Below are 13,683 nucleotides of genomic sequence, written 5' to 3'. Positions count from 1 at the left end.
GGCCTCCTTATTTATCTTCGCCTGTAGCGACAGCCTGAGTAGTTTCTTCAACTGGAATATAGGCAGAAGGACCATCCATCCGCTTTTCCACCCAACGCAGAATCCGTGTAATTGTAAAGGTTAATACAAAGTAAATCACACAAATAATTGAGAAGGTTTGGAAGAACTGATAGTTTGCTCCGGCGGCTGAGTTTCCTTGGAAGAACAAGTCTGAAACAGAGATAACACTCAGTACAGAGGTATCCTTGATATTGATAACAAATTCATTTCCGGTAGCCGGCATGATGTTTCTGATAACCTGCGGCAAAACAACTTTCATCATTGTTTGGCTATGGGTCATACCGATGGCCTGAGCCGCTTCAAATTGTCCTTTATCGACTGAGAAAATACCCCCGCGGACGATTTCAGACATATAGGCACCTGTGTTAATCGATACAATGAAGAAGGCAGCAGCCATACGATTGAGGTCAATACTGAAAGCCAATGCAATCCCGTAGTAGATAACCATTGCTTGTACCATCATCGGTGTGCTTCGGAAAATTTCGATATACGCAGATAATAACCAGTTGACCACTTTTTGGAAAGCACGCTTTCCTTTGCTTTCTGATTCTGGAATCGTACGAATCACACCAATCAATAAACCAATCAATGTTCCGACGATGGTTCCAACCAATGCAAGCAGCAGAGTTGTTCCTGTCCCACGAAGGAAAAGAATGCCGTATTGATCCAGTATGTTTTTGAAATCATTCAGTACACCTGTTTTTGCTTCTGCTTCGTCTCCGGAGTTTTCAGCAGCCGGCTGGTCAACGATGGCTTGATCCATAATTTTTGTCCGTTCTTCTGAAGAAATGCCCGCTAAAATTTCGTTGATTTTTTCAAGATTCGGGTCACCTTTACGAACACCAACTGCGATTGTTGTATCAGCCGGATCAGTTTGAAAACCGTTCTCTTTACTGAACTCAACCATTTTGATGTCTGGATTAACAGTTTCGGCAGTGACACCTTCGGGACGTTCACTGACATAACCGTCAATAACTCCGGAAGCCAGGGCTGTACGCATCGCACCGAAATCTGCCTGCGCTTGTTGCTTTTGGACATCTGGAATTTGGTCAATCACACTATAATGGAAAGTATTCAGCTGACCGGTGATTTTTGCTCCTTTGAAATCATCGATGCTTGTGGCGCTTGCATACTTGCTGTCTTTTCGTGTAACGATAACTAAGTTTGATTCGTAATAGGCATCGGAAAAGTCAATTTCCTTTTTTCGTTCCGGTGTTGGTGACATCCCGGCGATTACTGCATCTATTTTTCCGGATTGGAGTGCCGGAGCAAGTCCATCCCATTTTGTTTTTACAATAACCAGATTTTTATTTAATCCTTCTGCTACTTTTTTCGCTATTTGGACATCATATCCGCCGGCATAAGAATGATCGCCGGGAATTGGAACCGCACCATTTGCATCAGTTGTCTGTGTCCAGTTGAACGGAGCATAACCTGCCTCCATCCCAACACGGAATTCCCCATTTGTATTGCCTTCAGCCTGACTTGTTAAAGGTGTGCAGAATAACCCTACAAGTAGTGTCACGAATAAGCTGAAAGATAAAAATCGTCTATTCATATAACTCTCCCTTTCTCTGATAAAAACAAAAAAACAACCATGCGCCTGCTGGTTGTTGAAATCAATGGATTCCTCAACAAAAACATAGCGCAACTTAGCATTACTGCTAAGACAGTCCATCAGCTATTCGCATGATGTCCCAACATACAACAGAAAGGCTGTTGTACATTTCGGCGATTGTTCCTAGGCTTGCTTCGACGTGTCCTCTCACTCCACAAGATTAATAAAAATCGCGACCTCTACCTCATATTGAGGTACTATTCAGTTGTCTTTCAAGTAGTAATTAGTCTACGGTATATAGAATAAAATGTCAACCGTTTATCAGAGCAGCCCCTAAACTTTCACTCTTTTAAATTAGTAGGGACTGAGTAATTATTTAGAATAGATGGAACAAGATGAGAAAGTTCACATAAAAGTGAGGGGTTTTGCTTTTCTTAAAGGAGTTTTTAGACAAAAGAAAAATGTGAGTTTCTTCATGATTCTTCCTTCCTTTTCCTGTATTATAGGTAAAGAAGTGACTTTTCGTTCTTAAAGTGTAGAAGACTTCGTTGCAACATCTTTTCTGATAATGTGTAAATAGGGAAAGTTTGGTCGTTTGGGAAAACTGTAAATAATTAAAGGAAAATGTGAGTAGAAATGACAAAATTAAATCCAGTATATCGTATTTTTTCAGTATTTTTTGGAACAACATTGACAGCGTTTGCTATTTTTCTGCTGCTGAAAAGCGGCTATGGAACGGATACCTTGAGTGTGTTTTTGACAGGGATCCAACAGCATGTTTCTATAGAATTTGGGTATCTTAGTATGTTGTTCAATCTTTTAGTAATTGTACTTGCCTTTTTTATTCAAAGAGAGTTGATGGGCATTGGAACGATTATCAACGGATTTGGTCTCGGATTGATTCTGAATCTCTTTTTCGCTGTTTTCGGTGATTGGACGATGTCCATGCCGTTACTCTGGGGACTGCTTGGGGCAGTTTTGTATGGCATTGGCATTGGATTCTATGTATCCGCTCAGATGGGGTCAGCAGCAATCGAATGCTTATCCTTCATTTTAGAATCCAGAACTAAATTCAGTCTACGAACGGTTCGAATCGCGATTGATTCTTCCTTTGTTGTTTTAGGCCTATTATTAGGTAGTAAGGATTTTCATATTGCAACCTTCGTCTGTCTGTTATTGACCGGCCCTGTTGTGGAATGGATGTTGAAAAGAAGTATGCGATTAAACAATGTTGAAAAAGTGAAAGAATCAAAATGATTTTTGTGAGATGTTGTTCAAGAAACGCCCTGAATTTCAGGGCGTTTCTTATTTTCGGAAGCTGGACGAGCTCATTCCGCTTTTCTTCTTGTCCAGCTTCACAGACTAACTTCTTCGGCAATAAGATAACTTGTCTACACTGGCAATAAGAGCGCCAGTTCGTCAAGTTCCTATATTGCTTGGAAGTTGCCCAGTCTGTTCCGCTTTTCTTGCTTTCAAAGGAAAGCCGGGACGGGTATAATAGAAACGATTAAAGGGAGGGAGAACAATGGCAACGCTGAAAGAAAGAATTATTGCTGAGAGTAGACGGCTGGGTATTGATAAAATTGGTTTTGCTTCTGCTGAACCCTTTGACCATTTGAAGGACTCTTTAGAGGAACAGAAAAATCGAGGCTATACATCAGGGTTTGAGCATCCTGTCATTGAAGAACGGATTTATCCGGAACGAACCTTTGAGCACCCGCAGACGATTATTGCAATCGCATTGGCCTATCCGACGAAGGCAAGAGAAAAGGTTCCGCGAGATGAAAAAAGAGGGCAGTTTGCTCGTGCTTCATGGGGAATCGATTATCATGATATTTTGCGGGATCGGTTGGAGCGATTAATTACATTCATAAGGAATCAGGCAGAAACGTTGGAAGAGGAACAGAGCTGGCGGTTTAAACCTCAGGTGGACACAGGGGAACTGATTGATGTCGCTGCCGCTCAACGAGCTGGCTTAGGCTTCATTGGCAGAAATGGTCTGTTGATAACTGAAGAGTTTGGTTCCTTTGTTTATTTGGGAGAAATTGTCACGAATATTTCCTTGGAGTCAGATGAGCCTGTTCCCTTTGGTTGTGGAGAATGCACCCGCTGTGTCACTGCGTGTCCAACCGAGGCTCTTTTAGGAGATGGCAGGATGAATGCCAAACGTTGCCTATCGTATCAAACCCAGACAAAAGGGATGATGCCAAAAGAATATCGCAGAAAAATGGGGAGTGTTATCTATGGCTGTGATATTTGCCAGTTGGTTTGTCCTTATAATAGAGGAAAAGATTTTCATTTTCATGAAGAGATGGAGCCGAATATAGAGGAAGTTTATCCAAAGCTGAGACCGATGCTTACCTTATCAAATAAAGCATTTAAAGAACAGTTCGGTCACCTTGCCGGATCGTGGCGAGGGAAGAAGCCGTTACAGAGAAACGCACTGATTGCTTTGGCAAACCTGGGAGGCAGAGAAGCGCTGCCCGATATTTTGGCCTGTACAGAGGATGTACGACCAGTCATTCGAGGAACAGCTGTTTGGGCGATTGGCAAACTAGGCAATCGGGAGCCGGAGAGATGGATGGTGATTCTCCGACAACTGCAGAAAGAAGAAAAGGATGAAGAGGTCCTGTCAGAGATTCTAGGAGCAATTGCTCAATTGGAGCAAGGTGGTCATAAATCTGAATCGTTACTGAGTTAGACAAAGTGATAGAGAATTAGCAAGAGAGTGGGGCAATATAGTTGGTGAAGTACGCTCACTAGGTTAGATTTTTTGATCTAACTTAAGGGGTACTTCATGGCTCCCGCTTTTTTCTTTACTCTAAAATCGGATAAATGGTATTTCGGATGATGAAAAATACCTGCTTAGTTCTATAGCAAAACATTTCTGCTTCTGTGGTTACTCGTCGCATGGAGAGAATTTGGCATAATCTTCTATTGTATACATAAAATTTTTTGTCCGTTTCCTATTTCTATATTCATAGTAGAAACTCGTGAAAAAACTAGTATTATTTTCGATGAATATTACTGGAAATGAGCTGTAAACAGCATAAAGCTTGACTTTTTACATTACAATTATGCTATAAAAGGGTCTTTAATTGAAAAAAAGAAACAATTTTTACAAGAAAAAGATTAAAAAAAAATAAGCAAACTATAATTTCGGCAGTTTTTTATAAAAAATGTAAGTTTTTTGAAAATGGAAAACGACAATGAAAACTCATTAATAAAGGGTTTTTCAGGCGTTTTTTTTACAAAGTGTTACGAAAAATAAATCCTTGTAATGAATTGTCACGATATTTTCACCTATGAAATACGGAGGGATGATAAAGTATGGAAAGTCTCATATGAGAGATGACAAAACATTTTTATGGAGGAATTAAATAAATGCGATCTATTAAAACAATTCTTGTAGGAACAATTTTAGCAGCAGGCTTTGGAATCTTTGCCGGAACAGCGGACGCACATGCAGACACTTTATATACAGTACAATCAGGAGATTCACTTTCTAAAATCTCACAACAATTCAGTGGAGACAACTCACTGATTGAGGCAATTGCTGCTGACAACAATATTTCGAATGTCAACATGATTTTTGCCGGACAACAACTCGTTGTTAAAACAAACGATGGCACAGTCGTTGAAACGGCTGCACCAGTCGCTCAAACAGAAGTACAAACAACAACAGAAACAGCTGCACCTGCAACAACAACTGCAGCAGCTGAATCAACATATACTGGAACATCTTCATCTGCAAAAGAATGGATTGCTCAAAAAGAATCAAGCGGTTCTTATTCAGCAACAAACGGTAGATACATCGGAAGATACCAATTAGATGCTTCATACCTAAATGGTGACTATTCAGAAGCGAACCAAGAGCGTGTAGCAGACCAATATGTAGCACAGCGCTACGGTTCATGGGAAGCAGCACAAGCATTCTGGTTAGCCAACGGTTGGTATTAATCAGAGTCAACTAAACATAGAACAACTGTCAGGAACAACTGATAGTTGTTCTTTTTTTGTATTTTAGCGCTGTAGAAAGAAAAGAAGGCAAATAGCGATTCAAATTAGTAGTGTTTATGACGAAAAATTTATACAATAAGGAAAAGAACAAGGAGGGGATTCACATGGATACATTAATTCATCAAATAAAAAAATATGCATTGCTTAGAGGACTTGTTTATATATTATTGGGCTTAGCGGTAGTAATCAATCCGTCTGTAGTATTTAAAGTTGCGGTTTATGCGGTTTCCGGTTATTTGGCATTTATGGGTATACTGAATTTGATGGATGGAGTTAAGGAAAAACGTTCTTCAGGCGGCTACAACAGCAGCTTTGTCATGGGTGTTTTTCTATTACTTGTAGCTGTAATCGTGTTGATTTTTGCGAAGGGAATTGTTAGTATTCTACCAATATTCTTAGGAGTGTTGATTGCAGTTTTTGGTACCTCACGTATTGTACAGGCATTTAATCTAAAACAATATGTGAATGTGAACTGGACACTTTTTCTGGTTTATGGAATCATCCTAGTGGTTGGTGGGCTTTTGTTAGTCTTCAATCCATTTAGAAGTGTACTGCTATTATTCCAACTGTTTGGCGGAATACTAATTTTTATGGGAATCTCAGAATTCCTGACATTTATTCAACTGAAAAAAATTGATGATTGATTCGCTATCAAAGCGCTGCGGAAACTTTTATGAGGTTTCTGCAGCGCTTTTTTGTTTTGGCTGATAACTGGTTCTAGAAGCTGAACACTTTTGCTGCATCCTTTATAAAGAATCAACGGACTCAACTTCTCTTCTTAGGTAAGCCTGAAAAACAATTGTACTAGTTTCTTAATCTGTTATATAAAAGGTTGTCTAAGCCATGATTAATAATGGTTTTTGAGCATAAAAGATGTGATTTAATTTTCTCGATGATATAATAAAGCCGTTGTTTTGTGAGACGCTATGGAAGCCGATAGAAATGAGGGAATCAGGATGTATTACGTGTTGCTTGAATCCAGAGATATAAGAGAAAATTTGGCAGCGGAACAATATCTGCTGAATCAGTTAGACTTCGACGAGCCGCTCGTCCTTTTTTATATTCAAAAGCCCTGTGTAATCATTGGCCGCAATCAGAATGCCTTAGCTGAAATCGATATGACTTATGCGCAGCAAAAGCATATCACGATTACGCGACGACAGTCTGGCGGTGGAGCAGTCTATGATGATTTAGGAAATGTCAGCTTCAGCTTTGTGATGGAGGCTGCAAATAAGAGCTTTGGTGATTTTAAGACATTGACTCAGCCAATACTTACGGCGCTTCATCGAATGGGTGCCACCGAAGCAAAAATGAATGGTCGCAACGATTTGTTCATTGATGACAAGAAGTTTTCCGGTAATGCGATGTATAAAAAAGGGAAAAAGATGTACATGCACGGGACCTTGATGTTCGATGTTGACTTGGTAGAAATGACCAATGTGTTGAATGTTTCTAAGATAAAAATCGAATCAAAGGGAACGAAATCTGTCAGAAGCCATGTGACCAATCTAAAACCATACTTGGATAGCGCCTATCAAACGTTGACAATCGAAGAATTTCGAAATCAATTACTACTGCAACTGTTTGAGGCAGCTGATTTGAAAGAAATTGAAGGAAAAAGATATGAGTTGACTGAAGCGGATCAAAAAGAGATTCAGCGGCTCGTCAGAGATGTTTACGGAAACCCTCAGTGGATTTACGGAGAGGCGCCTAAGTTTACAATCCATAGAGAAAAAAAGTTTGCCGGCGGATTGGTTGAAATCGGATTATCAATAGAAAAGGGAAAAATCACGGCATTGAAAATCTATGGTGATTACTTCAATCAAAAGGATACAGAGGAATTTGAAGCGCTGTTGATTGGCTTAGATTACACGCAGCAGTCGCTGGAGAACGCAATCGCAGCAATCGAATTTCATGAATATTTTACCAATATTTCCGAGGAGGAGTTTATTCGTCTGATGATGGATAAATAGAAAACAACGAATGATTGTATTTGATAAAGTAAGTAAAGTTTATGAGCATAGAGGAACGAGAAAATATGCGTTAGAGGAGCTTGATTTGGTTATCCCATCCAAAGAAATTTTTGGTGTGATTGGGGAGAGCGGATCTGGAAAATCAACGCTTTTGAGGCTGTTGAATCGGTTGGAAAAACCTGATAATGGACAGATTAGGATGGATGGTCAGGACATTTTTTCCGAATCAAAGGATATCCAGCGACAAAGACGGCGAAACATTGGAATGATTTTTCAACATTTCAATCTGCTTTATAACCGAACGGTGTTGGAAAATGTCGCACTTCCACTGAAGCTGGCGGGAGAAAAAAAACAGGAAAAGGCCAAGGAAGCGTTGCGCTTTGTCAGACTGGAAGGGAAGATGAATGATTATCCCAAGCAGCTGAGCGGTGGGGAGCGACAACGAGTCGCAATCGCCAGAGCGCTGGTTAACGCTCCTGACTTGCTCTTGTGTGATGAACCGACTTCAGCATTGGATGGTCAAAATGCTTATGAAGTGATGGCACTACTGAGGAAAATTAACCAAGAGCTGGGAACAACAATCATTCTTGTCAGTCATGAGCTGGAGCTGATTCAGCAGCTTTGCAGCCGTGCGGCAATTTTGGAAAATGGTCGCTTGCTTGAGACGGTTGTTTTATCTCCGCAGCAGAAAGAAACTGTATTTTCTTCTTACTATGAGCGAGTAAAGGAGCGGTTGACATGAATGCCTATTTGACACAGCTCGCTTACTATCTTCCTGAATTGCTCAAGTCCTTGTTGGAAAGTGGCGAAATGCTGATGTATTCGGTTTTCTCCGCTGTTCTTGTAGGGCTGCCGCTGGGCACTTTTTTGTATCTCATGAGAAAGCGGACAGACCGCTCTTCAAAGGTGTTGGTGATTCTATTAAATCGGGTGGTAGATGTCATCCGTTCGTTTCCTTTTTTACTATTGGTTATCGCGTTAATTCCTTTGACAAGGGCTGTGCTGGGTACAGCATTTGGGACGAGAGCTGCAGCTTTTCCATTAGGCTTTGTTTCAGCCGCGCTTTATTCACGGCTGGTGGAGCAAGTACTGCTGGAGGTTCCTGATGAAGTAACAGAGCTGGCGGATACTCTGGGTGCTGAACATCGTCAGCTGATCTTTCAGTTTCTTTATGTAGAGGCCAGAGCGGGATTAGTCCTGAGCTTGACCTCTGTTATTGTGAGCATGGTTTCCTACTCAACCGTCATGGGTGTTGTCGGCGGTGGCGGTATAGGTGATTTTGCTATGCGCTACGGTTATCAGAGATATGAGTATGGATTGATGTATACAGCAATAGTTCTCATGATTATTGCTGTGAGCTTTATCCAGATTGGCGGTAGTCGACTGGCAAAATATTTAGATAAAAAACATTAGGAGGAACTAGCATGAAAAAGTATGTAGGACTATTCTTAGCTATGGGGCTGATTGCAGTGATAGTTGCCGGCTGCAGCAATGAGGGACAAGTGGCAGACAAGGAAGCAACAAAGGAGAATAACGTAATAAAGGTGGCTTCCCACATGCCGCCAATGACAGATGTTGTAGAAATAGCGGCTGAAGTAATCAAGGATGAAGGCTATGAAATTGAATTGGTTCAGGTCAATGATAATATTCAGTACAATGAGTTGTTAAACAATAAAGAAGTCGATGCGAACTTTGCACAGCATGAGCCGTTTATGGAGAAATTCAACAGTGAAAAAGAAGCAAACTTAGTCATGATTCAGAAAATTTACAACGCAAAAGTTGGGTTCTATTCAAAGGAATATACCGCAATTGACCAAATTCCGGATGGAGCGAAGGTGGCACTTCCCAGCGATGTTTCGAATGAAGGGCGTGCGCTGGCTATTCTGGCGGATCAGGGATTAATCAAGCTAAAAGAGGGCGTCGGCTTTGATGGAACAATTAAAGATATTGTTGAAAATTCCAAAAACCTGGAATGGCTTTCTGTAGACTTATTGAATCTGGCGGAAGCTTATAATGAAAAAGATGTTGCGCTTGTCTATAATTATCCAACATACATCGCGAAAGTTGGTTTGACACCAAAAGACGCGTTATTCTTGGAAAAAACGATTGATGATCGTTTTGCAATCAGCTTGGTGGCACGTGAAGACAATCAGGATTCTGATAAAATAAAGGCATTGAAAAAAGCAATGACCAGTGAAAAAGTCCGTGAGTTTTTGGTGAATGATCATAGTGATACATTGCTGCCGGCGTTTTGATTTGTGGCAAGTAGGAGTCAAGCGATGAAAATGGTCAAGCTGTAATCAGAACAGATGATTATGGCGAAAATCGATGCTCTCTAACGTAACTGTTTGGAATAGCTCAATAAAAGTTCATCTCTTGAACAGTGCCTTGTTGCCAATGTTCAAGAGATGTTTTTGTGTATCTAAAAAAGGTAGGCAGAATCGTAAAAATGAGTGAGAAAATAGAGTATACTGACTATAACTATTAGCTAAAGAAGATTTTCAAAAAAAGGAGATTAATTGGTGTCTATTTCTTGAAAAGGAGGGAGGCTTGCTTCAATAACTGCTTTATGATGATAAGTTGATGAGAAAAAGGACGATTTTCCTTTGTTTGTCTTCAAAATTTTACTGATTTTATAAATTTTTGAGAAGAAAACAGCTTTTTTTTCTGGTATAATGGTAACGAGTGTCCTAGGGGGATATTGGTTTTTAATAAAAGTGGATACATAAGATAGATAAGTGTGTAGACAACCAAGAAAACGTTTATGTGCTGAAAGGAAGAAAATCATGAAAAGGAAAAAAAGTCTAAAAAGAATATGTCTTGCCAGTGCCGGACTTTTGACTGCTTCTACGGCTTCCGCTTTCACAGAAAGTACGATTATTTCTGCACAGAATAAAACAGAAGATTCAGTGATTGAAAGTACCGAGAAGAATCAGGAAGTTGTACTGGAGACAGAAGTAACAACAGAATATACAGGCCTTGAAGCAAGTTCGTCTTCTGCGATTGATGTTGGAACGACAGAAACAACAGTAGAAGAACCAAGTGTAGAGGAGTCAACTGAAGAGAGCAGTACAGAGGAGAGCAGTACCGAAGAAAGCAGCACTGAGACAACGGAGGAATCATCAACTGAAACCGAAGAAAGTACGACTGACAGCAGTACGTCAACTTCGACTTCAGATAGTTCATCGACGTCGTCATCATCAAGCAGCAGTTCCAGTACGTCTTCGTCTTCAAGCTCAAGCAGCTCGTCGACCAGCAGCTCAAGCAGTTCGACAACAACGAGCTCTAGCAAGCCGAATAAACCGAACAAGCCAAACAAACCAAGTATTTCTAACAATAATCAAAACAATGCCGCGACAGGTGGAACTGCTTCGGCCGGAACAGCTGGACCTTCACAGGCAACGACACAATACAATCAGACATCAAGTGCAACCAATACAAGCCAGTATGGTATTTCGACGGCAGTGTACTATATTCCTAGGAATTTGACGACACAGGCATTTATTGATGAAGTTGGGGAAGATGCTCGTGAAATCGCAGGCAAGAATAATCTGTATGCATCTGTAATGATTGCGCAGGCCATCCTTGAGAGTGGTTCCGGGAACAGTGCTCTGGCTTCTGCACCAAACTATAACTTGTTTGGGATTAAAGGAAGCTATGAAGGAGCTAGTGTTAATTTCCTAACACAGGAGGATACCGGCGGCGGAGATATGATTAGTATCCGTGCAAGCTTTAGAAAGTATCCATCATATAAAGAGTCCTTAACTGATTATATGAAGCTGTTGTCTGGTGGTATCAGCGGAAATGAGAGCTTTTATAGCGGTACTTGGAAGAATAAGACAGAAGAATACAAAGATGCAACGAAATTCTTGACTGGTCGCTATGCAACAGATACCAGTTATGCATCCAAATTGAATAGTTTGATTGAAGCATACGATCTTACACAATATGATGAGTTGACAGAGAAAAGTGAAACATTCGCCAGTATGGATAAAGATGTTCGGCAGAAGAGTGCGAAAACCGATTTATCTAAAAAAGATGAAGATGACAAAGCGCTTGAAGAGAAGCTCAATATCATTTACCATGTTGTCAAAAAAGGCGATTCATTAAAATCTATCAGTGAGTTATATAACATTCCAATTTCTGCTATTTTAGAACGGAATCAATTTGAACGACGTATGATTTTCGTAGGTCAAAAGCTGGTTATTCCTACTACAGAAGTAGTTGAAGAAACAACAGTAGTAAAAACAGAAGAAATCGTTGACCGTTCTTTACGAAGTGTACAACGAGTGATTAACTCACTTCGTGGCGAACAAACAAATGAGAAATCATCTTATAATTTGACAGCATCTAAGCAGAAGAGTTCAAGTGTATATGAAGTGCAATCTGGAGATACCTTGGCAAAAATTTCCAAGAAAACTGGAATTTCAGTTCTGTCATTGAAGGAATGGAACAATTTGGATCAATACTTCTTGACTGAAGGACAGGAATTGGTTTTAACTCCGCCATATGCGACTTCTCTTTAAAGAAAATGGAATCGAAAAGGGCGGGACAGAAGTGGCTTCTGTCCCGCTGTTTATTTTTTGTGACTAACGAATATACAGAAAGCAGACGAAACCGTCTAAAGCAAATTGATTAGACGATATCAGGTGGAGAAATAAATGAAAAAGCGGATTGCAGTATTAGTTTGTGGGATAGCGCTCCTGCTGATTGTCATTTTTTCAGTTGTTCATTTTAAGAATGATGGAACAAAGAGAGAGCTGAAAGCTGCGGAGACCTTGCTGCAAAAAGAAGAAATGGATTTTTGGATTATAACGGATACGCACTACATTGACGAGTCGCTTTATGATGAGGGAAAAGCGTTTGAATATATCAAGACAACCGCTGCCGGAAAAGATTTGACCTATCAAAAAGAAAGCTTGCAGGCATTAACTACACAGCTGTTGAGGGAAAAACCGGATGGGTTGATTGTCACAGGAGATATTACATTAAATGGAGAATTTGTCAGTGCTGAGCAATTTGTGAAGCTGCTTGCTCCGGTAAAAGATGCCGGTATAGAAATTTTTGTTATTCCGGGCAATCATGACATTCACGATGGTTGGGCCAGAAAATTTAGCGGAGATACACAGGAAAAAACACCGCAGATATCTGCAGAGGAATTTAAAGAAATGTTTTCTGAATATGGCTATGAGCAATCAGTCAGCCAAGATGAAAAATCATTAAGCTATTTGGTTTCGATGAACAAGCAGTATAATTTTCTTTTTTTAGATAGTAATATCTACACCTTGGAGCCGTCCACACGAAACCCAACAACTGCTGGCAGGATAGACGAAGCAACTAAAAAGTGGGTGAAGGAGCAGCTCGAGTTTGGTGCGGAAAAAGGGAAGAAAACCTTTGTGTTTATGCATCATAATTTATTCTCTCACAATAAACTGGTCAATAAAGGATTTGTTTTAAATAACGCAGAAGAGATGCTTGCTCTTTTTAAGGAATACGAGGTACCCGTGTGCTTTTCCGGGCATATTCATGCTCAGGATATCTTAACGGACAAAGACTCCGGTATTACTGAAATAGTGACAGCTTCTTATGCTATTACGCCGAATCCGGTGGGGGTACTCCAAGTGAATAATCAGAAGCTTAAGTATACAAGGCAAGAAATAGATGTAGACCAATGGGCGCGCGAAAATCATCAATCAAAGGATGATTTGTTGAACCATAGCGACTATTTGGAAGAGTTGTTCATTAAAGAAAGTCGCAGTCTGGGGTATCGTTACTTGCTTGAGGCTGGCTATACGAAAGAAGAACAGCTTGATCTTGCAGCAGAGCTTGTTGGTGAGCTGAATCTACGATTTTTCACCGGTGAAGATTTCATTTCTGATGTTGAAGTGAAAGAAATCAAAGAGTCAAAAGCATATCAAATTATCTCAGAGGAGTCCTCTGAGCTGACCGATTATATTGATTCAATCATTCAAGACAAGAATGAAAATGATATTCTCTTTGAAAAGTCTTTGAAATGAGAAAAAACAAACGACTTTTGTCTTTCTAACCTGTGCAAAAAAGGATAATAATCAT

At 40.2% G+C, this 13,683-nt stretch carries 11 protein-coding genes and 1 riboswitch; of the genes, 10 read left to right on the top strand and 1 reads right to left on the bottom strand.

What is annotated here, in order from left to right; all coding sequences use genetic code 11:
* Positions 1–7 precede the first annotated feature (7 nt).
* Positions 8–1,618, bottom strand: a complete 1,611-nt coding sequence (locus tag IW510_RS07355; protein ID WP_202058219.1) for an ABC transporter permease subunit — start codon at positions 1,616–1,618, stop codon at positions 8–10.
* Between the two features lie 77 nt (positions 1,619–1,695).
* Positions 1,696–1,868, bottom strand: a riboswitch (Lysine riboswitch).
* A gap of 386 nt (positions 1,869–2,254) precedes the next feature.
* Here IW510_RS07355 and IW510_RS07350 point away from each other — a divergent pair.
* From IW510_RS07350 to IW510_RS07305, 10 genes are all read left to right on the top strand, one after another.
* On the top strand, positions 2,255–2,875 hold the full coding sequence (locus tag IW510_RS07350) for a YczE/YyaS/YitT family protein (RefSeq protein WP_202058218.1): 621 nt from the start codon (positions 2,255–2,257) through the stop codon (positions 2,873–2,875).
* A 268-nt stretch (positions 2,876–3,143) separates the two neighbouring features.
* Complete coding sequence (gene queG, locus IW510_RS07345) at positions 3,144–4,319, top strand: tRNA epoxyqueuosine(34) reductase QueG (protein WP_202058216.1); 1,176 nt, start codon at positions 3,144–3,146, stop codon at positions 4,317–4,319.
* Positions 4,320–5,002: 683 nt separating this feature from the next.
* Positions 5,003–5,578 (top strand): LysM peptidoglycan-binding domain-containing protein, encoded by a 576-nt coding sequence (locus IW510_RS07340; RefSeq protein WP_202058215.1) that lies wholly within the window; start codon positions 5,003–5,005, stop codon positions 5,576–5,578.
* Between the two features lie 164 nt (positions 5,579–5,742).
* A complete protein-coding gene (locus tag IW510_RS07335) occupies positions 5,743–6,282 on the top strand; it encodes an HdeD family acid-resistance protein (RefSeq protein ID WP_202058214.1) in 540 nt (179 codons plus the stop codon).
* Between the two features lie 312 nt (positions 6,283–6,594).
* A complete protein-coding gene (locus tag IW510_RS07330) occupies positions 6,595–7,611 on the top strand; it encodes a lipoate--protein ligase (protein ID WP_202058213.1) in 1,017 nt (338 codons plus the stop codon).
* Positions 7,612–7,621: 10 nt separating this feature from the next.
* Complete coding sequence (locus IW510_RS07325; RefSeq protein WP_202058212.1) at positions 7,622–8,353, top strand: methionine ABC transporter ATP-binding protein; 732 nt, start codon at positions 7,622–7,624, stop codon at positions 8,351–8,353.
* Positions 8,350–9,024, top strand: a complete 675-nt coding sequence (locus tag IW510_RS07320; RefSeq protein WP_202058211.1) for a methionine ABC transporter permease — start codon at positions 8,350–8,352, stop codon at positions 9,022–9,024. The genes IW510_RS07325 and IW510_RS07320 overlap by 4 nt, the downstream gene beginning before the upstream one ends.
* An 11-nt stretch (positions 9,025–9,035) precedes the next feature.
* Positions 9,036–9,866, top strand: coding sequence for a MetQ/NlpA family ABC transporter substrate-binding protein (locus IW510_RS07315; RefSeq protein ID WP_202058208.1), 831 nt, complete (start codon positions 9,036–9,038; stop codon positions 9,864–9,866).
* A gap of 531 nt (positions 9,867–10,397) precedes the next feature.
* Positions 10,398–12,137 carry a glucosaminidase domain-containing protein gene (locus IW510_RS07310; RefSeq protein ID WP_236674643.1) on the top strand — a complete coding sequence of 580 codons (1,740 nt, stop codon included), beginning with the start codon at positions 10,398–10,400 and terminating at the stop codon, positions 12,135–12,137.
* A gap of 135 nt (positions 12,138–12,272) precedes the next feature.
* Positions 12,273–13,628, top strand: coding sequence for a metallophosphoesterase (locus IW510_RS07305; protein ID WP_202058206.1), 1,356 nt, complete (start codon positions 12,273–12,275; stop codon positions 13,626–13,628).
* Positions 13,629–13,683 lie beyond the last annotated feature (55 nt).

Source organism: Enterococcus sp. BWR-S5 (assembly GCF_016745255.1).
Lineage (GTDB): Bacteria > Bacillota > Bacilli > Lactobacillales > Enterococcaceae > Enterococcus_L.
The sequence above is the reverse complement of the archived record's forward strand: the minus strand, read 5'-3'. Positions and strand labels throughout refer to the sequence as shown.